This window comes from Brevibacterium sp. W7.2 (genome assembly GCF_018137945.1).
Taxonomy (GTDB): Bacteria; Actinomycetota; Actinomycetes; order Actinomycetales; family Brevibacteriaceae; genus Brevibacterium; species Brevibacterium sanguinis.
Genome location: NZ_CP073089.1, coordinates 290470 through 312043 on the forward strand (window position 1 = coordinate 290470; position 21574 = coordinate 312043).

Annotated in this window: 19 protein-coding genes; 10 read left to right on the top strand and 9 right to left on the bottom strand. The window is 68.9% G+C overall.

What is annotated here, in order from left to right; genetic code table 11:
• Positions 1-5 precede the first annotated feature (5 nt).
• Both J9315_RS01290 and J9315_RS01295 read right to left on the bottom strand, forming a co-directional pair.
• On the bottom strand, positions 6-593 hold the full coding sequence (locus J9315_RS01290) for a peptidoglycan-binding protein (RefSeq protein WP_137826531.1): 588 nt from the start codon (positions 591-593) through the stop codon (positions 6-8).
• Positions 594-689: 96 nt separating this feature from the next.
• The gene (locus J9315_RS01295; protein ID WP_211978636.1) at positions 690-1334 is read right to left on the bottom strand and encodes a GyrI-like domain-containing protein; all 645 of its coding nucleotides are present in this window, start codon (positions 1332-1334) and stop codon (positions 690-692) included.
• 169 nt (positions 1335-1503) lie between these two features.
• On the opposite strand from J9315_RS01295, the gene J9315_RS01300 reads away from it, so the two are divergent.
• The 4 genes from J9315_RS01300 to J9315_RS01315 all read left to right on the top strand — a co-directional run bounded on the left by J9315_RS01300 (position 1504) and on the right by J9315_RS01315 (position 5585).
• The gene (locus tag J9315_RS01300; protein ID WP_211978637.1) at positions 1504-2175 is read left to right on the top strand and encodes a HEAT repeat domain-containing protein; all 672 of its coding nucleotides are present in this window, start codon (positions 1504-1506) and stop codon (positions 2173-2175) included.
• 142 nt (positions 2176-2317) lie between these two features.
• Positions 2318-3379 (top strand): MerR family transcriptional regulator, encoded by a 1062-nt coding sequence (locus J9315_RS01305; protein ID WP_211978638.1) that lies wholly within the window; start codon positions 2318-2320, stop codon positions 3377-3379.
• Positions 3380-3533: 154 nt separating this feature from the next.
• Positions 3534-5003, top strand: a complete 1470-nt coding sequence (locus J9315_RS01310; protein WP_211978639.1) for an LssY C-terminal domain-containing protein — start codon at positions 3534-3536, stop codon at positions 5001-5003.
• Positions 5004-5093: 90 nt separating this feature from the next.
• Positions 5094-5585 (top strand): SRPBCC family protein, encoded by a 492-nt coding sequence (locus J9315_RS01315; protein WP_211978640.1) that lies wholly within the window; start codon positions 5094-5096, stop codon positions 5583-5585.
• Positions 5586-5634: 49 nt separating this feature from the next.
• Here the strand turns inward: J9315_RS01315 and J9315_RS17395 are convergent, their stop codons facing one another.
• Positions 5635-6300, bottom strand: coding sequence for a MarR family winged helix-turn-helix transcriptional regulator (locus tag J9315_RS17395; RefSeq protein WP_249120987.1), 666 nt, complete (start codon positions 6298-6300; stop codon positions 5635-5637).
• Positions 6301-6386: 86 nt separating this feature from the next.
• Here J9315_RS17395 and J9315_RS01325 point away from each other — a divergent pair, with 86 nt between their 5' ends.
• Positions 6387-7415 carry a hypothetical protein gene (locus J9315_RS01325; RefSeq protein WP_211978641.1) on the top strand — a complete coding sequence of 343 codons (1029 nt, stop codon included), beginning with the start codon at positions 6387-6389 and terminating at the stop codon, positions 7413-7415.
• A 35-nt stretch (positions 7416-7450) separates the two neighbouring features.
• On the opposite strand, the gene J9315_RS01330 is transcribed toward J9315_RS01325, so the two are convergent.
• Positions 7451-9361, bottom strand: coding sequence for an acetate--CoA ligase (locus tag J9315_RS01330; protein WP_211978642.1), 1911 nt, complete (start codon positions 9359-9361; stop codon positions 7451-7453).
• 152 nt (positions 9362-9513) lie between these two features.
• On the bottom strand, positions 9514-10515 hold the full coding sequence (locus J9315_RS01335) for a LysR substrate-binding domain-containing protein (RefSeq protein WP_211978643.1): 1002 nt from the start codon (positions 10513-10515) through the stop codon (positions 9514-9516).
• A 127-nt stretch (positions 10516-10642) separates the two neighbouring features.
• Between J9315_RS01335 and J9315_RS01340 the strand changes: the two genes are divergently transcribed.
• From J9315_RS01340 to J9315_RS01360, 5 genes are all read left to right on the top strand, one after another.
• The gene (locus tag J9315_RS01340; protein ID WP_249120988.1) at positions 10643-11926 is read left to right on the top strand and encodes a tyramine oxidase subunit B; all 1284 of its coding nucleotides are present in this window, start codon (positions 10643-10645) and stop codon (positions 11924-11926) included.
• A 78-nt stretch (positions 11927-12004) separates the two neighbouring features.
• A complete protein-coding gene (locus J9315_RS01345) occupies positions 12005-13252 on the top strand; it encodes an FAD-dependent oxidoreductase (RefSeq protein ID WP_249120989.1) in 1248 nt (415 codons plus the stop codon).
• Positions 13253-13341: 89 nt separating this feature from the next.
• A complete protein-coding gene (locus J9315_RS01350) occupies positions 13342-14613 on the top strand; it encodes an ammonium transporter (RefSeq protein ID WP_211978644.1) in 1272 nt (423 codons plus the stop codon).
• A gap of 47 nt (positions 14614-14660) precedes the next feature.
• Positions 14661-14999, top strand: coding sequence for a P-II family nitrogen regulator (locus J9315_RS01355; RefSeq protein WP_211978645.1), 339 nt, complete (start codon positions 14661-14663; stop codon positions 14997-14999).
• Between the two features lie 113 nt (positions 15000-15112).
• Positions 15113-15922 (top strand): hypothetical protein, encoded by an 810-nt coding sequence (locus J9315_RS01360; protein ID WP_211978646.1) that lies wholly within the window; start codon positions 15113-15115, stop codon positions 15920-15922.
• Positions 15923-16004: 82 nt separating this feature from the next.
• Here J9315_RS01360 and J9315_RS01365 read toward each other — a convergent pair whose 3' ends face one another.
• From J9315_RS01365 to J9315_RS01380, 4 genes are all read right to left on the bottom strand, one after another.
• Positions 16005-16556, bottom strand: coding sequence for an AAA family ATPase (locus tag J9315_RS01365; RefSeq protein ID WP_211978647.1), 552 nt, complete (start codon positions 16554-16556; stop codon positions 16005-16007).
• 105 nt (positions 16557-16661) lie between these two features.
• Positions 16662-17651 carry an NAD-dependent epimerase/dehydratase family protein gene (locus tag J9315_RS01370; protein ID WP_211978648.1) on the bottom strand — a complete coding sequence of 330 codons (990 nt, stop codon included), beginning with the start codon at positions 17649-17651 and terminating at the stop codon, positions 16662-16664.
• Between the two features lie 44 nt (positions 17652-17695).
• On the bottom strand, positions 17696-20527 hold the full coding sequence (locus J9315_RS01375; protein WP_211978649.1) for an alpha/beta fold hydrolase: 2832 nt from the start codon (positions 20525-20527) through the stop codon (positions 17696-17698).
• 7 nt (positions 20528-20534) lie between these two features.
• The gene (locus J9315_RS01380) at positions 20535-21563 is read right to left on the bottom strand and encodes a 3-oxoacyl-ACP synthase III (RefSeq protein ID WP_211978650.1); all 1029 of its coding nucleotides are present in this window, start codon (positions 21561-21563) and stop codon (positions 20535-20537) included.
• Positions 21564-21574: the final 11 nt, after the last annotated feature.

The following is a 21574-nucleotide window of genomic DNA, read 5'->3' on the forward strand; positions in this document are numbered from 1 at the left end:
TGTAGTCAGGGCAGCGCTTCGACGTCCGTCTGGGTGCCGATGAGGTCGTCGGCGAGGGTCTCCCACTGGCCGTACGCATCCGGGTAGGCCGACCGCTGCACGGCCTGTGCCGCCTCGGTGGGCGTCATCCGATGCCAGTTCTCGATCTGGTCGAGGCCCGGGTTGTGGACCTCGGGATTGATGCCGTAGAACGACTTCGTCGCGAAGACGCGGTCGGTGAGTTCGCTCGGCTCGCCCCAGCCCTGTGAGGGCCGCTGCTGGAAGAGCCCGACGGAATCGCGGTCGCCGTAGTCGATGTTGCGCAGCGAGGACTCCTGGAGCGCGGTCATGAGTGCGATCCGGATCGCCTCGTCGTCGAAGCCGCCGCCGCGACCGACGGCGATGATGAGGCGGGCATTGTCGATCTGCTGCTGGTTGAGCTGCTGGACGGAGGACATCTGCATCTGCCTGATGGTCGTCGAGCCGAAGGACACGGGCGCGTTGATGATGACGACAGCGGCGATCGCCAGCGCCGCCGCTGCTGCTCCGAGGCCGATCAGGGCACCGACGAGCGGGGACCGGCGTCCCTTGCGGTGTCGAGTCTGTCGAGGCATGAATATAACGATAATGCAACAAACTTAAGGGCCAATGTGACCACGCCGTGGTTTTTGTCACAGGAAGGTCACGAAACCCTCGATGCGGGAGTGATCTCAGCGGCGCACGGGTGGGTGTCGTTCGGATCGGCGGCGCACGGGCTGGCGGAGGATCGTACGCAGTCGCTCCGGCGCCGTCCGCCGAAAGTCGCTGAGGTAGATCTCATGATGCTTGCCGGTCATCGTCAGGCCGGCGTCGGGGATGACCTCGTCGTGGAGGCGGGCGAGCACCTCGGCCTCGGCGTCGAAGGGCCCGATGTGGAGCGTCTGGACGCACGTCCCCTCGTCGAGGGTCTCGAACCGGACGTCGCGCAGTCGCGGGGGAGCGCTCTTCCGCTCGACCGCCTCGGCGACCTCTTCGACCTGCGGGCGATCGAGCCAGTCGGGAACGAGGAGCATGAGGGTGAAGTCCCACGCGGACTTGTCCCGGGCCGTGGTGAAGGCGCTCATGTCCGCGGCCCACCACAGTCCCTCGAGCGGGGGGACGATGTAGTCGCGGCCGAGCTCGCGCTTGCTGAAGAACTTCAGCGCATACGCCAGCGGGTAGAGGGATTCGACCGCCGAGGTGAACTCGGGCGAGCTGTTCGGGTCGCCGTGGCCGGTGATCATGAGGTAGGCCCGCGGCGGCACCTCGATGACGTCGAATTCGCCGTGGCGGGCGCGATAGCTCGGCAGGGTCTTCTTGAGATCGATCTTGTCCACGGGCTGCTCCTGTGCGGAAGTGCGGGCGACCGTCTGAGGCGGAGATGGTGGGGCGATGCCCTCTGATTCTAAGCCGGGGTCGACATCGGGCGGCGCACTGCGGTCGCGCCGGGGCTTGACCTTGACACGCTGTCAGGGTCTTGAGTGGGGAGTGAAGGAGGTGGATGACATGACCAGACAACCGACCCATCCACAACTCACCCGGGCGCTGCGCTCGGGCCCTGCGCAGCAGCGGCTGCAGGCCGCGCTCGCGATCGGCACCGAGGCGGACGACTGCTTCCTCGACGTCCTCCTCGAACGCAGTCGCATCGAGCCCGACTTCTTCGTCCGCGACATGCTCACGTGGGCCCTGACGCGCCTGTCGCCCCACCTCGTCGTCGCCCGGCTCATCGCCGAACTCGAGTCGGAGACCCCGCAGGCCCGGAGCCAGGCCCTGCACACGCTGTCGAAGATCGGGGACCGCCGTGCCTGGGCGGCGATGGATCCGGCCGTCATCGGTGTCGATCTCATCGCTCATCCCGACGCCGTGGTGGCCCGCAGTGCATGGAGGTCCGCGGTTGCGCTGGTGCCGGGTGAGAGTCGGCACGAGCTCGCATCGTTCCTGGTCACGCAGTTGGGGCGCGGTGATGTCGAGATGCAGAAGAGCCTGAGCAGGGCGCTGGTGTCCCTGGGCGAGGATGTCGTGTCAGTGGTGGATGGCAGTGTGGAGGCAGAGGAAGAAACAGTGCGGGCACACGCTCTGGCGACGGTCGAGATGTTCCATGACCCCGACGCCGGTTTCGCTCACGCCTTGAACGAGGCCAAGCGGGTGGTCGCACTGGGGTCCGAGGCGTCGGCATAGACCGGTTTTGGGAAGGGTCGGTCACCTGCGGGCGATACTGTGTGGGGCAAGCACGGTGTCGCCCGCGGTGCCGGCGGCTCGGACTCCTTCCTCATGAGCCCGGCGGCCGCGAGCCCGTGTCTGAGGGGAAAGCGAGGTGCGGATGCGCATCGGTGAGGTGTCCCGGAGGTCGGGAGTGAGCGCTCGCATGCTCAGACACTACGAATCGCTCGGACTGCTCGCCCCGAGTGAGCGGACGTCGAGCGGCTACCGCGACTACTCCGCTGCCGACATCGGCCGCATCTTCCACATCGAGGGACTGCGGAAGCTGGGGATGTCGCTGTCCGACGTCGGCACAGTCCTCGACGATCCCTCGTTCGGCGCCGGAGAGCTCGTCACCCGGCTCATCGCGGCGACGCGGTCCCGGATCGCCGCGGAGCAGGCCCTCCTCGACCATCTCGAGCGGATCGACCGGGTCGGTCTCACCGATGGCGACGGTCTGCTGGCGGCGATCGACCTCATGCGCTCGCTCGAATCCCGTGATGCCATCCAGCGCCACAAGGCCGCGCTCGGCGTCGGGGTCGACGGGGGAGCGCCCGTCGAGACCCTGGTCGCGGCGGTCCTCGACGAGTCCGTGCTCAATGTCGCCGGAGCCATGCGATGGGCGCTCGCGCAGTCGGGTCCCGAGGCCGTCCCGCACCTCATCGGCGGTCTCGACTCAGCCGATCCTGCCGTGCGGCGCAACGCCGTCCGCGCGCTCGACGAGATCGCGAGGACCACCTCGGCGGACGACCTCGGCACGGTCATCGCCGATGACCTCGTTGCGGCACTGCGCTCCGGCCTGGGCGACGACGACTCGCAGGTGAGGACTCTCGCGACTCTCGCCCTGGGCCGGCAGCGCGACCCGATCGTCGCGTCCGCGCTCATGGACATGGCGATGGGCGGCGACACCGACGTCGAGGCGGCCGAACTCCTCGGCGGCTACTACGGCGAGGACAGCCACGACTCGCGGAGCGCGCCGGGCTCGGTGACCGGTTGGATCCTCGTCGAGCTGCATGAGCGCAGCGAATCCCACGACCCGCATGAGCGCTTCCAGGTCCTCCAAGTGCTCCTCGAGATCCCGGGGCCGCTCAGCGACGGCCTCATCGCGCGCTTGAGCGAGGACATCGACCCGCGCATCGCGGCGACAGCCGCAGCGGGTCTGCGCCGGCGTCGCACACAGTGAGGTCGAGTGAGCCGGGCGGTCGGGATCGCACACAGCGGCAGCGAACAGCGCGCCGACCGGCTGCGGGACGCACAGCGGGACGGCGAGTCACCTCGGCGTCATTTGTATGCTGCCTTGTCTCCCGCAACGGCCATGCGCTCACTACAATTGGCCCATGACGTCACACACCGCGGCACCGGATCCCACGCCCGGAACCCCCGACAGCAATGATCGGGGCAGGCGTCGGCAGGCGTTCACCTTCCGCCGCACCCGGCACACCGTCACCGGCGTCCTCGACTACTTCTTCTTCCTCTTCGGCGGCGCCGCCTCGACGTTCCTCGCCATCCTCATCCTCATCAAGGGCTTCACCCTGGGATGGTGGCAGCTGCTCACCCTGCTCGTCTTCTGGGTCGTCATCTCCTACCTCACCCTGCCCCGGCTGCACCGGATCCTCACGCAGATCTACGTCCCCAACTACTTCATCGGGCGGGCGCGGACGTCCGACGGACTGCTCGGCGACCCCGTCAATCTCGCGTTCAAGGGGGAGGAGGCGCAGATCCATCACGCGATGAAAGCGGCCGGGTGGACCCTCGCCGACGAGATCACCGCCGCCTCGACGTGGGGCATCATCAAGTCGACGCTGACGAAGAAGAGCTATCCGGAGGCCCCGGTCTCCCCTCTGCTCCTCTTCGGCCGGAGGCAGGACTTCGCCTATCAGCAGGAGGTCGACGGCGATCCGGGTCAGCGGCACCACGTCCGCTTCTGGAAGACGCCCAAGGGGTGGCTGCTGCCCGGCGGATACGAGGTCGGCTGGCTCGCCGCGGGCACGTATGACAAGAGCGTCGGTCTCTCGCTCTTCACCCTGCAGATCACCCACAAGATCGAAGAGAACACCGACGTCGAACGCGACTACATCGTCAAGACCGTGACCGAGGCCGAACCGTCGGTGACCGTCGACGTCATCAAGGACTTCTCCACCGGATACCACTCGCGCAACGGCGGCGGCGACGCGATCATCACCGACGGCAATCTGCCCATCCTCGATGTCGACAGCGTCACGACCGATTCCTCCGACTACCCCGATCGGCTCGATCTCGCGCTCGACGCCACGCAGATCTACAACCAGTCGCACACGGTCTCCGACGTCGCCCGGACGCTGTGGAGCAAGCGCCCGCTGCAGACCCTCATCGGCGCCGCCCTCGTCCTCGTGCTCCTCATCTTCCAGGCCTGGGACGTCGCGAGCACCTTCACCGACTGGGGGAGCGTGCGCGCAGCGGTCGCCAGCGTCGAGGGCGATGCCGGCGGACTCTCCGACGAGGAGGTCGCCCGGATCGTCGCCGGCATCCTCATCGGGATCAGCCTGCTCATCGGCATCATCCAGGTCATCGCGAGCATCGCCGTCTTCCGCGGCAGCAACCGTGCCCGGCTGTGGATCCTCGCGCTGTCGACGTTCTCCGTCATCGTCTCGATGACGAACTTCTTCACCGGCGACAGCGACGTCGAGACGAACTTCTACTCGCTCATGACGATCGCCCTGCAGGTCGGTGTCCTGCTCACGCTCTCCAGCGACTCCTCACGTCTCTTCACCCGCTTCAGCACCGAGGCGGCCAGAGCCGACCGGCAGGACCGCGCGATCGAGGACTGAGGTGACGCCGCGTCCGAGGTCTGAGGTGACGCCGCGGAGTAGTCTGAAAGCGGCTGCCGCAGCGGCAGACTCAACGACGAGAGGACGCCCATGACCGATTCCCCGACACCCGCCGACGACTCCGTCTTCGACACGATCGACCCCGCGCTCAAGGTCGTCACCGCAGAGATCACCATCGACGCCCCCGTGGCCGAGGTCTTCGAACTCATCGCCGATCCCGCCCAGCAGCCGGAATGGGACGGCAACGACAACCTCGGCGAGGCGGCGCCCGGCCAGCGCATCACCGGCACCGGGGGCACGTTCATCACGACGCTGACGAAGGGCGTCGATCGGGAGAACCACGTCGTCGACTTCGAGGAGGGGCGGCGGATCGCGTGGAAGCCCGCCGAGGTGGGTCAGCCGATGCTCGGGCATGTCTGGAGATGGGAGCTCGAACCGGCAGGGGAGGGGGCGGTGCTCGTGCGCCATACCTACGACTGGACGGAGCTGCGCGACCCGCAGCGGCTGCCGCGGGCGCAGTCGACGACGGCGGACAGCCTGCGTGCCTCGCTCGAGAGGCTCAAGGCCCTCGCCGAGGCGTGACCGGGCTGGGGTGCTCGCTGAGCCGTGAGCTCGCCTGGCCGAGGCGATCCTATTTCGGCCAGGCGTCGGCGAGGCGGGTGAGGAGGTTCGCGAGAGTCTCCTTCTCCTCGTCGGTGAACGAGTCGAGGGCGACATCGACGCTGGCCTTCTGCGCGCCGAGGAAGCGGTTCGTGATCGCCCGGCCCTTGTCGGTGAGCGCGATGAGCGTGCGCCTGGCGTCGTCGGGATCGGCCTCCCTGCGCAGGAGGTCGAGTTCGACGCCCTGCGCGACGAGGCGCGAAGCGCGAGGCTGATCGACGCCGATCGCCTCGCCGAGAGCGCTGACGCCGATCGCATGCCCCACCTGGGCGAGTGCGATGAGCAGACGCAGCTGGGCGCGTCCGCCGAGGCGACCTCCCAGGCGGCGTGCCCACTCCCGCCACTCGTCGCGTCCGACGGTCTCCCCGTGACTGTGGCCGTCCGTGTCGGTGAAGTGGCTGCCGAATGGTCCGTCCTTGCCGAAGGGGCCGCTGTCACCGAACGGACCGCCGTCGCCGAAGGGGCCGTTCTCGCCGAAGAGCCCGTCCTTGCCGAACGGTCCGCCGTGCTGTCGGCCGTGGCGGCCCCCGGGACCTCCCGAGCGTCCGCCGGGTCCGCCGGGTCCCGCGAATCCGCGGAAGCCGCGCCTCCACTGGAGCTTGGTGAGCGCCTCGGCGATCTTGTCGGTGGTGTCCATGCCTCGATTTTACATGTCCCTTGACATGCTTTGGGAATACATGTGACTATACATATACATGTCAGATAACAAGTAAAGGAGATGACATGTCCACCCCACACAACTTTGACAATGACAATGACCGTGACGACCGCAGTGACGACCGCCGCGACGCCGACGGCACCGAGGCGGCGGGCACCGACCGTGACAACCGCAGCGAGACCGACGGCACCGAGGCTGCGGGCACTGACCGTGCGCGTGGTGAGGCCGACTCGTCCGGAGCGAACGCTGCCGAGCCCGTTGAGGCGAACGTCGTCGACGGCACGGGCGTCGACGGTACAGATGTCGACAGCACAGGCACAGACGCCGGCGACCGGCCCATCGACCATGAGGTGAGCGACGATGCGCCGCAGCTCGCCGATCTTCTTCGTCAGGTCGGCAGAACCCTGCGTCGGGACTTCTTCTCGGCGATGGACGATGCCGACATCGATCCGCGCGAGGTCGCGGATCTGCGGCGGCGAGCGCGCCGCAATCGGCGCACTGACGACGTCGTGGCCGGTGATGCCTGGCTCGATGATGCCGCGGAGGACGAGTCCGCTGATGAGGCCACCCGTGAAGCCGAGATCCGTGCCCAGGTCCGCGCGCTGCGTGACCGTGTCAATGCGCGCGTCGAGGAGGTTCTCAGTGATGACGAGGTCGCAGCCATGATCGCGACGCTGACGAAGATCGTCGACGAACTCCGTCCCGACGAGGAGGACATCCGCGAGGTCCGCGACCGCATGCGCGAGTTCGCCCGCCGCCGAGGTTTCGACTCCTCGCGCGGCTTCGACCCCTCACGGGGCTTCGGGCCGAGCCGCGGTTTCGGCGGCCACGGTCGGCGCAGCCGTGGAGGCCACGACGGGTTCGGACCCGGTGCGGACCGCAGCCGTTCGGGTGACCGTAGCGGACCGCGCGGACGCGGACGCTCCGATTCCGGCTGCGGCCCCGACGTCGACTGGGACCCCCGCGAGTTCTTCGCGCAGTTCGTCCGCGGCGCGCGAGGCGATCGCGGTCGAGGACGCGACGATGCCTACGAGCGGGGATTCGCCGACGGTTTCGAGAAGGGCTTCGAGGCCGGCAAGCGTCGCGACGACTGACCTCGCCGAGCCACCGACAGCCCCGGCGCCTTCCATCAGCTGCGGCGCAGCACGGCCTCGAGGTCGTCGAGCACGGTGCGGTCCTCGATCGTCGAGGGCACCGCGGGGTTCTCGGCGCCGTCGGCCATCTCGCGCATCGTCTTGCGCAGGATCTTGCCCGACCTGGTCTTCGGCAGCGCAGAGACGATGTCGACCTCGCGGAATGCGGCAACCGGCCCGATCTCCCGGCGCACCATCGCGACGAGCTCGTCTTTGATCGCCTCCGCATCGACCGCCTCGGCGGAATCACCGAGGACGACGAGCGCCCGCGGACTCTGCCCCTTCGTGTCATCGTGGACGCCGATGACCGCCGCCTCGGTGACGGCCGGGTGGGAGGCGATGACGGCCTCCATCACTCCGGTCGAGAGCCGGTGGCCGGCGACGTTGATGACATCGTCGGTGCGGCCCATGACGAAGACGTACCCGTCCTCGTCGAGGTAGCCGGAGTCGCCGGTGAGGTAGTAGCCGTCGAACGCGGCGAGGTACGAGGAGACGAACCGCGAATCGTCGCCCCACACCGTCGCCATCGTCCCCGGTGGCAGGGGCAGCTTCATGACGATGAGCCCCTCCTGGCCCGCGGGCACCGGGGCGCCGCCGGGGTCGACGACCTCGATCTGATAGCCGGGCACGGGTTTCGTCGGGGACCCCGGCTTGAGGGGGAACTGCGTGAGGCCGAGCGGATTCGCCGCGATCGGCCACCCCGTCTCCGTCTGCCACCAGTTGTCGACGACGGGGATGTCACGACCGGTCGCCTCGGCGAGCTTCGACGTCGTCCATTCGTACGTGTCCGGGTCGAGCCGCTCACCGGCGAGGAACGACGCCCTCAGGGAGGAGAGGTCGTACTTCCTCATCAGCGCCCCGTCGGGATCCTCCTTGCGGACGACGCGCATCGCCGTCGGCGCCGTGAAGTGGACGTTGACGTCGTGGTCGTCGATGATGCGGAAGAACGTGCCCGCGTCCGGGGTGCCGATCGGCTTGCCCTCGAAGAGCACCGAGGTGACCCCGGCGAGCAGCGGACCGTAGACGATGTAGGAGTGCCCGACGACCCACCCCACGTCCGAGGCGGTGAACATCGTGTCGCCGGGTTCGAGGCCGAAGATGTTCGGCATCGAGTAGGCCAGGGCGACCGCGTAGCCACCGGAGTCGCGGACGATGCCCTTGGGCTTGCCCGTCGTGCCCGAGGTGTAGAGGACGTAGAGCTCGTCGGTCGACTTCACGGTCACCGGGTCGATGCCCTCGGGGGTGGCGGCCAGGAGCTCGGCGTAGTCGAGGTCGGTCTCACCCATCTCGGCCTGATGTTCGGGACGCTGGACGATGACGGTGAACTCGGGTTTCGCCTCGGCGAGGGTGATCGCCTCATCGAGCATCGGCTTGTATTCGAGGACGCGGCCGCGCTCGACGCCCGCCGAGGTGGAGATCACCGCCTTCGGCGCGGTGTCGTTGATGCGCACGGCGAGTTCGGCCGGGGCGAACCCGCCGAAGACGACGGAGTGGATCGCCCCGAGGCGCGCGCACGCGAGCATGGCGACGGCCGCCTCGGGGATCATCGGCATGTAGATGACGACCCGGTCGCCCTTCTCCACGCCGCGGTCGGAGAGGGCGCGCGCGAAGCGGGAGACCTCGTCGAGCAGCTGCGCGTACGTGATCGTGCGGACGGTGTCGGTGACGGGCGAGTCGTAGATGATCGCTGCCTGATCCCCGCGGCCGGCGGCGACGTGGCGGTCGAGCGCGTTGTAGGCGACGTTGAGTTCGCCGTCGGGGAACCAGCGGTAGATCGGGGCGTTCGCGTCGTCGACGGCCTCGGTCGGCTCCTTCACCCAGTCGATGAGCTCCGTGGCCTGCGTGAGCCAGAAGGCGCCCGGGTCCTGCGAGATCTCTGCGATGACGTCATCGTATTTCGCGTTCATGTCCCCATTGTGACGCATGGCACATCTTGGCGCCGAGGTGGGGGAGTGATCGCGAAGGGCCAGAGGCCCCAGCCGCCTGGCCGGGAGTCAGGGTCCCGCCGCGGCGAGAAGGGAGGGTTCTCCAGGACCAGTGACCGCGACTGCGGGGCGATTCAGGCGATCGCGGCGTTCGGGACACGTGGGATCCCCGAGGCGGCGCGGAGGCGGTCGATGAAGGTGTCGATGAGGCTCGGCTGCTGGATGTGGGGGCTGGGAATCGCGATGAGGCGAGTCGTCGGCGAACCGGCGAGCGGAACGGCGACGATGGTCGGCGGCAGGAGTTGGCCGATCGATTCCGGCAGGATGCTGGTGCCGGCTCCGGTGGCGACGAATCCCAGTGCTGTCTCCTGGTGGATCACCTGCTCGACAACGGTGACTCGTGACGCGTGGCTGCCCAGTGCGATTGTCACGCGGTCGACGAAGCCGGGCATGAGTTCGCGCGGGTAGGAGATCATCGGCACCGCGCTGATCTGTCGCGGAGTGACTTCGGTCTGCTGTGCGAGTGGATGGGTGTGCGGCAGACAGGCGACGAGCCGTTCCTCGTAGACCACCTGTGCCATCGGGAAGGTCGCGGACGGTGCTCGGCCGGACTGGTGCTCCCGGTTCGGCAGTGTGACGGCACCAGGCGATGCCTTGCCCTGCGGCAGTGCGTGAAGGGCGCCATGCTCCTCGTCGCGGACGATGCCCAGGTCGAGGGTGCCTTCGGAGAGTCGGGCGAGCTGTTCCCCTGAGGTCAGTGGAATGAGGTGCAGGGCGACTTGGTCGCGCATGCTCCTGAACTTCGGCACCGCCTCGGGCAGCAGTGTGTAGCCGGCCGAGCTCACGAAGCCCACAGACAGGCTTCCTGTGGTGCCGGCGGCGAATCCCTCCAGTTCGTACGCCGCCCGGTCGATGTCGTGGAGGATCCGGCGGGCACTGTCGAGGAACTTCGCCCCCGCCGCGGTCAGGGTCACGCTGCGGGTGCTGCGCTCGAAGAGCCGCACCCCGAGTTCGCGTTCGAGCTTGCCGACCTGAAGACTGAGCGGCGGCTGGGACATGTGCAGCTTCCGGGCGGCTCGACCGAAGTGAAGCTCGTCGGCCACAGCAACGAAGTACCGCAATTGTCGAATCTCCACGCAGTCACCGTAGCCGAAGATTGTGGAGACGGGGTTTCGCCCCTGTTTCGCTTCTGTTACGGCTCATCCGCTATTGCGATTGAGAGCGATTCGCTGTCAATCGGCCCGGAAATTGTATTGGACGCGAATGCATTTCTGGGATGTTCTGGAAAGGCGTTGCGAATTCCGTTGCACCACATTGCCAGGAGCCGACATGACCGCCCACTCCACTGCCACCGCTGACCACCTGACCAGGGATCATCCGAACGAGAATCCGACTGCGAGAACCGCTGAGGCAGGCACCGCCATCGACATGCTCTATCTCGACGAGCCGCAGATGATTGCGGCCGGAGTCAAGGACATGGCATCGTGTATGGACGTCATGGAGGAAGTGCTCGTCCTCGTGGCCGAGGGCGATTATCGAATGGCCGGGAATTCGGCCAATTCTCACGGCGCGCAGATCTCCTTTCCGGCCACCAGCCCGTTTCCCTCAATGCCCCTTGACGCCTCGGATCGACGATTCATGGCCATGGCGGCCTACCTCGGCGGACGTTTCGACACTGCCGGGGTGAAATGGTACGGCTCGAATGTCGACAATCGTGACCGAGGGCTTCCCCGATCGATCCACCTCATCGTGCTCAACGACAAGGAGACGGGTGCACCGTTCGCCATCATGTCGGGCAACCTGGAGAGCGCTTACCGGACGGCAGCCGTGCCGGGTGCGGCAGCGCGGAAGCTTGCTCCACCTGAGGCATCGCGATTGGGGATCATCGGTCCCGGGGCGATGAACAAGAGCGCGCTGCACGCGATGACGATCGCTCGCCCCACACTGGACTCCATCGTCATCCACGGTCGCCGACGGATCACTGCGGAGCTGTTCGCCGATTATGTGCGTGAGCACTATCCGCAGTTCTCCACCATCGAGATCAGCGACACGGTCGAAGGTGCCGTCCGGGACAGTGACATCGTCTCCGAGGCCGTCACCGGTTTGGTCGGATCCGAGAACTACCCGTTCATCGACGGCGATTGGATCAAGCCGGGCGCCTTCCTCAGCCTGCCCGCCAACCTGCGTATGGACAAGGACTACACGCTCTCGGGGCAGGCGCGTCTGCTCGTCGACGCCAAGAAGATCTACCAGGCCTGGGCCGAGGAGTACCCGGCTCCATCCCATGAGACCGCGTTCGGCATGATCGGCCTCTACTGGCAGGACCTCATCGACGAGGGCGCGCTTGATGAGAGCCGGGTGATCAATGTCGGCGACGTGTTCTCAGGCACCGCCCCGGGGCGTGACTTCGATGAGCAGCCCGTCCTCTTCAGTGTCGGCGGCATGGGCGTCGAAGACGTCGCGTGGGGCAAGACGGTCTACGACAACGCCGTGGCCGCCGGCCTGGGCACGAACCTCAACCTGTGGAAGACCCCGGACCTGACATGACCTCGCCCAGTCAACAGATCAGTCCGTCCGACGCTGACCTCCTGTCGGCAGTGCGCGCTTGCAGACGATGGGAACATCGTGATCACTGACTCAGCAGACATCGTCATCGTCGGCGCCGGGCTCTCGGGTGCCGCGGCAGCATGGCGCCTGGCCGAGGCCGGCGCCGAGGTGCTCGTCCTCGAACGCGACTGCCCTGCCTCCGCTGCAGCCAGCTCCCACGGTTCGGCGCGCATCTTCCGTTATGCTTACCCCGATCGGTCCAGGATCCGCCTCGTCGCCGAGGCGGCCCGAGGCTGGGGCGAACTCGAAGCCCGCAGCGGTCGCCGCCTCCTCACCCCGAGCGGGGCACTCGACTTCGGGTCCCTCCGGAACCCCGCGGCCCTGGCCGACGTGCTCGAGGCCGAGGGAATCGATCACGAGCTGCTCTGTGCCACCGCTGCCGAGGCGCGCTGGCCGCAGTTCGCCTTCGACAGCGAAGTGCTGTGGCATCCGGGCGCTGGGGTCATCGACTCAGAGGCAGCGGTATGCGGCATGCTCGAGCTCGCCTGCGCATCCGGGGCACGGGTGCTGAGCAACTGGGAAGTCAGCAGAGTCCGCCGCGGTGGGGCGTCAGGTGGTGCCGGTTTCACCGTCACCTCGTTCGACGGTCGCCAGGTCGAGTCTGCGCAGGTGGTCGTGGCCGCAGGGCCGTATCTGCCCGCGCTTCTCGAGAGTCTCGACCTGCCTGCGGACTTTCGTGCCAGGATGCCGGAGTTCGAAGTCCGGCAGGAATCGGCGTTCCACTTCCCGTATCGCGACGCCGCCGAGCCGATCGACACCGCGGCCGGGGAGCACACCTCGTGGCCGAGCTTCATCTGCAAGACCCCGGAGATCCAGCTCTACGGTCTGCCAGGGGGCAGAGACGCTGACTTCCGAGGACAGAAGATCGCCGAATACAACGGCGGGCCGGTGCTGCGTTCGGGCTACGAGCAGAACGGACTCGTCGACGCCCGTAGCCGGGCGCGAGTGACCGAAGTCGTGGATCGCTGCCTTCCCGGCCTCATCTCCGAGCCCTATGCGGAGACGACGTGCCTGTTCACGAATGTTCCCGGCGACGACATGATCATCGACCGCAGCGACTCCGTCACCGTCGTCTCCCCCTGCTCTGGGCAGGGCGCGAAGTTCGCCCCTCTCGTGGGAGAGCTGGTCGCCGAGCTTGTCCTCCGCCACGGGCCGCCGAAGCCGCACTTCCGCGCGTCGGGACAGCGCTTCGCCACACGGCGGGGTGCGGCGAGCGAACCACCCGAATCGGTCGGGGCCGGTGGCCCAGACCACTGGCGTCGGTGACCCCCGCCCCCCTGGACCGCACCACCCCTGTTTGCCAATCAGGTCGCCTGAACGACTCGCAGCTGCGACCGTACGCGAAGGACTCCACGATGGACATCACGTCAATGATCAGCACCGGTTGGATGCTCACAGCCACCATCGCCGTGACTCTCATGCTGCCAGGGCTGGCGCTCTACTACGGAGGCCTGTCCCGGACTAAGAACATCCTCAACACCGTCATCGTCGTCTTCGGCGGGTTCGCCGTGACCGCGATGCTCTGGGTGCTCTACGGCTACGGCCTCACGCTCGGGAACTCAGTCGGAGGAGCCGGGCTCATCGGCGATCCGGCAGGACTCTTCGGATTGGGAGCACTTCTGGACGAACCGACCCCTGAAGGGGCGGTGCCGGGGCTGCTCGTCGCCGTCTTCCAGCTCATCTTCGCCGGTTTGACGGTGGGCATCATCGGGGGCGCGGTGGAAGGGCGGATGAAGTTCTCCACGTGGCTGATCTTCTCAGGGGTGTGGGCGACTCTCGTCTACTTCCCCGTCGCGCACTGGGTGTTCGCCTTCGACTCCGAAGACGGGTCGGTTATCGGCGGATGGATCGCCAACCGGGTCGGTGCCCTCGACTTCGCCGGCGGCACCGCAGTGCATCTCAACGCAGGCGTGGCCGCACTGGTGCTGGCGCTGTTCCTCGGCAGACGGCAGAACTTCCCCCAAGTGGGACGTCCGGGCAATCTGCCGATGGCGATCCTCGGCGGTGGACTCCTCTTGGTCGGCTGGTACGGGTTCAACGGCGGTTCGTCCCTCGGGGTCAATGAGAGCGCTGTCGTGGCCGTCACGAACACGCTCATCGCCGCCTGCGCGGGACTGCTCGGCTGGCTGCTCGTCGAACGCATTCGCCGCGGGTCGGCGACGTCGCTCGGCGCGATGTCCGGCGTGCTGGCGGGGTTGGTCGGCATCACACCGGCCGCCAACTCGGTGTCGCCGGTCGGGGCCATCGTCATCGGACTGGGAGCGGGCATGATCGCTTTCTTCGCGCTGGGGCTGAAGGAGAAGCTCGGATACGACGATGCCCTCGACGCGGTGGCCATCCACATGTTCCCCGGCATCTTCGGCACAGTGGCGATCGCGTTCCTCGCCGATCCCACGGCCCCAGCGGAAGCGGCAGGACTGTTCTACGGTGGAGGACTCGGCCTCCTCGGCGGACAGGTCCTGGCGGTGGCAGCGGTCTTCGCGTACACGTTCGTCGTCACTGCGGTCATCGTCTGGGTGCTCAAGGCGACGATCGGGGTGCGAGTCACCGGCGGCCAGGAGTCAGCCGGTCTCGACACGAGCCTGCACGCCGAGACCGCGTACGACGTCGACGACATCCGTTCATGACCCGTTCTGCGGGCCCAGGCGCAATCTGAAGAGAGAAGGAGAACGACATGCAGCTCATCACAGCAGTGCTCCAACCGAGTGCGCTGAGCCCGGTGAAGTCGGCACTCGCCGAGGTCGGCATCACTGGGATGACGGTGTGCGAGGTCAAGGGGCATGGCACACAGGCCGGCAAGGTCGAGGTCTACCGGTCGCAGAAGATCCGTGTCGAGTTCCTGCCGAAGATCGCTGTCGAGGTCATCGTCACCGATGAGGCCCTCGACGAGGCGGTGGCCGCGATCGCCGATGCCGCCCGAACCGGGCAGATCGGTGATGGGAAGATCTGGGTCACCGAGGTCTCGCGCGTCATCCGCATCCGCACCGGCGAAACCGACGACGACGCCCTCTGAACCGTCACCACATCCCCTCGCCGAGGCGGGGGCAGGTCATGCCGAGGCGGGGCGAGCGAACCGTGACCTGCGACCTCCCTCATCTGCTCAGGCTCACGGGGCACAATGGGGAGATGCGCTATCTCGTTGCTCTCGTCCTCGGCGTCGTCCTTCTCTTCGCCGTCAACATCTTCGCCGACCTCTTCTCGATGCCCCGCCCGTGGGGGTCGCTCATCATGGGCGGCATCGTCGGGGTGACGATGGTCGCCGTTCTCCTCATCTGGGAGGCGGTGCGGCCGAGCCAGCACGCCGAGACCGCGAAGCCGAAGCTCAGCGAGGAGGAGCGCGCGCGTGCCCGTGCGGAGCGTCGTGCTCAGCTCGCCGCCGAGGCGGGCGTGAGTCTCGAGGGCTACGACGCGGCCGTGGAGGAGTCCGAGGACATCGAACGGCTGAAGAAGGAGACGGGCAGCGAAGGCGACGGCGAGCTGCCTGCGGAGGCTGATGCAAAGCGCCCCGCGGACGCCGCTGGACAGCGGCCCGCGGGGGCTGATGCGGAGGAGAGCGCCGGCAGTCGGAGGGACGCGGATGACCGGGCCACTGGCGGCGCGAACTCACCGGGTCGCGCGGGTGCTGTGGCAGCAGGAGGCTCCGGTGCAGTCTCGGCCGATCGCGCGGATCGTGCCGACGGTGCGGATGCGGCGCAGGCCGACGACGGGACTGACGGCGACTTCGAGGACCATGGCCACGAGGAGTCAGCGACGAATTCGTCCCTCGAGGCCCCGCCCGTCGGGCAGCCGGGGATCTCCTCGAGCGCTCTCGACGACGAAGCCGATGCCCGCGACGCCGAGGGCTCCGGTTCGGGCTACCGAGGCGAGGAATCGAGCTCGTATGAGGGCGAGGACTCCGGCGACTATCACGGTGAGGACCCGCGCGAGTCCCGCTGATCCCGGTGTCATCCCGCTGAGCGGGCAGGGACAGAGACTGATGCCGCCCCGCGAGGGCGCGCCGACTCGACGCGGCTCCACCTCAGCGGCCGACGAGGGCGAGGAGATCGTCGACGGCGCGATCCCTCGTCGTCAGCACGATCTGCGGCCAGCGTTCCCCGGGCGCCGGCTCCTCCTCGGCGATGAGGTGCGAACGCAGGCCGAGCCACCGCCGCCAATGCCTGGCGAACGCGGGACCGCGGACGATGCGCGACCGCTTCTTCTGACCGCGCAGCGCCACATCGCGATCGACATCGATGAACACGCCGATGGCCGGGCGCCGACTCAGCCGCGCCAGACGCAGGAAGAGCCGCCTGCTCCACCGGCGGGTGCCGGGATCGTGGACGATGAGCGGGGGACCGCCTCGGCGGAGGATCCGGAAGAGCGCGAGCACATGAGCGATCGTGTGGACGATCGGACGCCCCAGCGTGTACGGCAGCCAGGGGGCGAGGCGACGCAGGCCGTCGCGCACGGTCTCCGGATCGGAGACCCGCAGCCACGGCGCTCGCCGCCGGACCTCCTTGAGGGTCTCCGTCTTGCCCGCTCCGGGAACGCCTGCGAGCAGGATCACCGGTGACGGGGCGGTCGGAGTCATGGACCCATTGTGCAGTCGTCACCTGTGACGCGGATTCGAGCCGAGATCGCGACCTCCGACGAGACGCGCCGGTGCCACGCTCTGCGCGTCGGAGCTGCGACGCCCCTACGCGCCGCTTCCGCCCCCGCGCTGCGCACAGTGCGCGGCGAGGAGGTCGAGGCCCTTTTCGATGCTCACGCGCGGCGTCCAGCCCAGCACCTCCTGCGTCCGGCGCTGGTCGAACCAGTGCGCGGTCGAGAGCTGCTCGGCGAGGAACCGGGTGAGCGGGGGTTCGTCGTCATGGTCGGACAGGTCCCACACCCGCTCGACGAGCGATCCGGCGACCAGCGCCGGCGCCACCGGAATCCGCAGCCGCGGCTCCGCGGCCCCGCCGGCGATCGCGATCCGCGACATCAGCTCGCCGATCGGCCGCGGCTGGCCGTTCGTGACGACGAGCGCCTCCCCGTGCGTGTGGTCGACGGCGGTCAACGCCGCGATGATCGCCTCGACGGCGTTGTCGACGAAGAGCGTGTCGACGAGCGCGGCCCCCGACCCGAGCACCGGCATCCGGCCGTCACGGGCCCGGTCGATGACGCGTTCGGTCAGCTGGGTGTCGCCGGGACCCCACATGAGGTGCGGCCGGAGGACGAGGACCCGGAAGTCGTCGGCATCGGCAGCCAGCGCGAGCCGCTCCCCGGCGGCCTTCGTCCGGGCGTACTCGCCCCGGGCATGATCAGGGGAGGCCGGGCCGGCACCGTCACCGACGATCGACTCGCCGGTGTGCGCCACCGACGGTGACGAGATGTGGACGAACCGCTCCACTCCCGCGGTCTGCGCCGCAGAGATGAGCGTCCGAGTGCCCCCGATGTTGACGGCCGCGAACTCGCTCGGGTCACCGGTCAGCGACACCTTCGCGGCGAGGTGGATGACCGCATCGGCCCCGGCGACCGCCTCGGCGACGGCGTTCGGATCGGTCACCGTGCCCAGCACATCGCGGGCACCCTCGACCCCCGACGGGCGCCGCTGGAGCGTCGTCACCGCGTGGCCGGCGGCGACGAGGGCGCGGGCCACGGACGAGCCGAGCAGGCCCGAGGCTCCGGTGACGGTGATCTTCATGAGACTCCTCAGGTCGGTGGCCGCAGATTGCCGGGTGGCCGCACTCACACGCGGCGGGGAACGCCGTCGCCGGTGAGCACGCGAGCGGCCCAGGCGGCCAACCGCGACCGGTCGATCTTCGAGTTGTGGCGGATGTCGGTGGGGAACGCCGGGGCGACGAGCACGGCCGCGAGATCCTGGCCGTCGACCTCGGCGACCCGGGCGCGCAGCCGGGCGGAGAGGTCGAGCGGGGCGAGGCCCGGTGACAGCGCGGTCCCCTCGGCGTCGAGCACGGCGACGAGCGCCTGCGTCCCCCGCGGGCCGACCCCGACGACGGCACTGCGGCTGACCTCGGGATCCGTGTCGATGAGCGCCTCGAGCCCGCCGGGACCCACCGGCCCGCGCGGCGTCGTCACGACGTGCTGCAGCCGTCCCTCGAGCCACACCCGACCGGCGTCGTCGATGTGCCCGATGTCGTTCGTCCGATGCCAGGACCGCCCGCCGAGGCCATCGCGCGCCGCCTGCGCAGACGTGCGCCAGAGATTGTCGTACCCGGACTTCAGGTGGGCGGCGCTGACGACGAACTCGCCGAGGCGGCCCCGCGCATCCGTGCCCGTGAGCAGCTCATCGGCGGAGTTCCCCGCGTCGTCGATCGGGGCCAGCGCGAGCTCGACTCCGTCGATCGGGGTGCCCACGCACACGCCGAGGTCGTCCCCGGCAGCCGCCGCGGCCACCCCCTCACGGTCGATGTCGGTGAGGAGGAGTCCCTCCGTCATCCCGTACGGCGAGTGGATCGCGGCCGCGGGGAACACCTCGGCGATGGCGTCCATGAGATCGAGCGGGACCGGCGCGCCGGCGGAGAGGACGAGCTCGACCTGCGCGCACGCGGCCCGCTGCTCGGCGCTGAGGTCGCCCGCGGTGGCGGCGACATTGCGGTACGCGGCGGGGGAGGCGAAGACCATCGTCGCGTCGCCGGCGATGATCGCCTCGGCGATCGCGGCCGCGGTGAGCGTCTTCGGCTTCGTCACGGACATGTCCGGCGTCACCGAGGTGGCCCCGATCGCCGGTCCGAGCAGGGCGAACGGCGGGAATCCGGCAACGAGGCCCGTGCCCTCCCGGACGTCGAAGACGCGGGTGAGGACCGCGGCGAGTGCTGCGATGTCCGCGTGCGTGTAGCGCACGCCCTTCGCCGGACCCGTCGACCCGGAGGTGAAGAGGATCGCGGCGTCGTCCGCTCCGGTCGGCGTCGGCAGGGCACCGGTGTGCGGGGTGCGCGCGAGCTCGGTGAGGCTCGTCTCGGTGCGGAAGAGCCGGCGCTGCAGCGGGCCGAGCGGGGAGACGGAGATCCGGCGACCGGGCCACCCGAACGCCCGGGCGAGGCCGAGTCCGGGCAGCTCCCCGATGATCCACTGCGGATCCGCCGAGGTGACCGCCCGCGTCATGCCGCGCGGGCCGAGCCCGGCGTCAGCGACGACGGCGACCGCCCCGATCTTCAGGCACGCGTAGAGCGCGGCGGTGAGGTTGTTGCCCGGCGGCACGAGCATCGACACCCGGTCACCGGGACGCACGCCGAGGTCGCGCAGGCCGTGCGCGATGCTCGTCGTGACATGCCACAGCTGCCGCCACGAGATCTGCTGGGCGGGATCCTGCGAGAAGTCCACCGAGGCGATCGTCTCGTCGTCCGCGCGCGCATCGAGGATCGCGGTGACCGGACGTGGGGCCGGCACCGCGTCCTGCGTCGCGTCCGATGCTGGTGTCGTGGGTGGCACCGAGGCGGTCGGCACCGAAGCGGAGGCGCCGGTCCCGGCGCCCGCTCCGGAGTCCGCGGCGGCCCCGGAGTCCGCAGCCGTCGGGAACTGCGCGGTGAGCCAGTCGAGGACGAGCCCGGGCACGTCGTAGTCCTCGCTGACGAGGTGCGAGCCGAGCTCGAAGCGGTGGACGTCGGCCTGCGGGAGGCGCCCGCGGAGGTCGCGGAGGTAGCGCTCGAGGAACACCGGGTCCTTCGGCCCCCACACGAGGAGCGCGGGACGGTCGAAGGCGGCGATGTCCGCGCCGATGCGCTGCAGTTCGGCATGCGAGGGATGGTGCTCGTCGACGGGGATGTCGGCGACGAACCCGCCGATCCCGTGCCGCAGCGACGCGGACTCGTAGGGCGCGCGGAACGCCGCACGGACCTCGGGGGAGAGCTCGCCGAGGCGCAGCGTGACCCGGAGGAAGCCGTCGGTGACGACGGTGGCCGTCGGCAGCATGGGGCCGGCGAGCGTGGCCCGCAGCGGGGCCGGGAGCGGCGCGTCCTCCGGCTGGTGGACGGCGGTGTTGAGGCTGATCGCGGCCGCGACCCGGTCGGTGTTCCGGGCCGCCCACCCGAGCGAGAGGACACCGCCCCAGTCATGGCCGATCGTCACGACGGGATGCTCCGGCCCCGCCTCGGTGGGATCGGGTGCCTCGGTGGGATCGGGTGCGGTGTCGGCCGCGGAACTGCCGGTCGCCTCGGCGAGGAGGGGCGTGACGACGGCATCGAAATCGGCGATGCGCTGGGAGATGCGGCGCACCTCGGGGCCGTGCGGGGTCGGCAGGCCGTCATGGGTCAGACGCTCGGAGAACCCCATGTCGAGCTGGTCGGGGGCGATGAGCCGCCACGCGCGCCCACCGGAGCGCGCGGATTCGACGGTGGCCGCGGCGAGGCGGCGCCACAGATACGACCACGTCGGGTTGCCGTGGAGGGCGAGGATCGTGCCGGTCGGCTCGATCCCCTCGGCGCGCAGGGTCGACAGCGTGTCGAGGACGTGGAACGCATGCGCGCCGTCGCCGGTGTCGACCTCGACGATCCGGGACCACGCGGGATCCCATTCGGGCAGCGTCGGGGGAAGGGCGGCCGGCCGTCCGGGATGGTTCATCGATGTCCTACCACTCGATCTCGGTCATTGCGGTGTTGAGCCCGGAGCCGACGCCCATGCAGAGGATGCGGTCGCCCTTCTCCAGGGACTCGGCCTCACGGCTGAGCGTGATCGGCAGCGAGGCCGGCCCGACGTTGCCGAGCTCGGGGTACGTCACGGGGATCCGCTCGGGGTCGAGGCCCGCGGCGCGCGTGATCGAGTTCGTGTGGACGTCGGAGACCTGGTGCATGACGTAGCGGTCCATGTTCCGCCAGTCCCAGCCGTCGTCGTGGGCTTCCTCCCACGCGGCGACGACGAGCTCCATGCCGCCGGCGAGCAGTCCCTTCGTGTCGGTGAACATCCCGTTGTGGTCGCCCACGCACAGCTCATGGTGCTGGGTGGCCGCACGGGTGATCCCGCCGAGGATGCGGTGGCCCTCCGGATGCCGATCCGCGGGGCCGATGACGGCGGCGGCCGCCCCGGAGCCGAGCGTGAGCGAGGCGAACTCGTTGAGGTACTCCTCACGGGTGATGCCGTCGCGGGTGAGCCGACGCAGGGTCGCCTCCTGGACGCGCGAGGCGTCCTCTCCGGCGACGACGAGGGCATAGTCGATCTGCCCGGCATCGATCATGTTCGCGGCCAGGGTCATGCCGTTGACGAAGCCGAGGCACGCGTTGGCGATGTCGAAGTTCATCGCCTGCGGCCCGAGGCCGATGCCGGCATGGACGCCGACGGCCACCGAGGGCTCGAGGTGCTCGCGGGTGACGGAGGTGTTGACCATCAGCCCGATGGCACCCGGCTCGACGCCCGCCTCGGCGAGGGCCTTCTTGCCGGCGGCCACGGCACCGGCGACGAACTCGGCCGGCTGATCCCAGTTGCGGCGGGCGTCAACGCCTGCCACGCGCTGGAGGAGTCCGGTCGGGAGTCCGAGGGTGGTCAGGGTATCGGCGAGGCGCTCGTCGAATTCGTGGGAGGTCACTACGTTGGGGGCGATGATCTCGGCCAGACCGAGAAGAGCCACATTCGAGTGACGGAAAGTTGCGTTGCCGTTCGCCAATTGAGGTTCTC

Coding starts and splice junctions, on each gene's coding strand:
- J9315_RS01325 (WP_211978641.1), top strand. CDS start 6,387: ATGTCCACCCCACACAACTTTGACAATGACAATGACCGTGACGACCGC.
- J9315_RS01370 (WP_211978648.1), bottom strand. CDS start 17,651: ATGAAGATCACCGTCACCGGAGCCTCGGGCCTGCTCGGCTCGTCCGTG.
- J9315_RS01365 (WP_211978647.1), bottom strand. CDS start 16,556: ATGACTCCGACCGCCCCGTCACCGGTGATCCTGCTCGCAGGCGTTCCC.
- J9315_RS01290 (WP_137826531.1), bottom strand. CDS start 593: ATGCCTCGACAGACTCGACACCGCAAGGGACGCCGGTCCCCGCTCGTC.
- J9315_RS01300 (WP_211978637.1), top strand. CDS start 1,504: ATGACCAGACAACCGACCCATCCACAACTCACCCGGGCGCTGCGCTCG.
- J9315_RS17395 (WP_249120987.1), bottom strand. CDS start 6,300: ATGGACACCACCGACAAGATCGCCGAGGCGCTCACCAAGCTCCAGTGG.
- J9315_RS01305 (WP_211978638.1), top strand. CDS start 2,318: ATGCGCATCGGTGAGGTGTCCCGGAGGTCGGGAGTGAGCGCTCGCATG.
- J9315_RS01340 (WP_249120988.1), top strand. CDS start 10,643: ATGCATTTCTGGGATGTTCTGGAAAGGCGTTGCGAATTCCGTTGCACC.
- J9315_RS01360 (WP_211978646.1), top strand. CDS start 15,113: ATGCGCTATCTCGTTGCTCTCGTCCTCGGCGTCGTCCTTCTCTTCGCC.
- J9315_RS01315 (WP_211978640.1), top strand. CDS start 5,094: ATGACCGATTCCCCGACACCCGCCGACGACTCCGTCTTCGACACGATC.
- J9315_RS01375 (WP_211978649.1), bottom strand. CDS start 20,527: ATGAACCATCCCGGACGGCCGGCCGCCCTTCCCCCGACGCTGCCCGAA.
- J9315_RS01330 (WP_211978642.1), bottom strand. CDS start 9,361: ATGAACGCGAAATACGATGACGTCATCGCAGAGATCTCGCAGGACCCG.
- J9315_RS01355 (WP_211978645.1), top strand. CDS start 14,661: ATGCAGCTCATCACAGCAGTGCTCCAACCGAGTGCGCTGAGCCCGGTG.
- J9315_RS01310 (WP_211978639.1), top strand. CDS start 3,534: ATGACGTCACACACCGCGGCACCGGATCCCACGCCCGGAACCCCCGAC.
- J9315_RS01350 (WP_211978644.1), top strand. CDS start 13,342: ATGGACATCACGTCAATGATCAGCACCGGTTGGATGCTCACAGCCACC.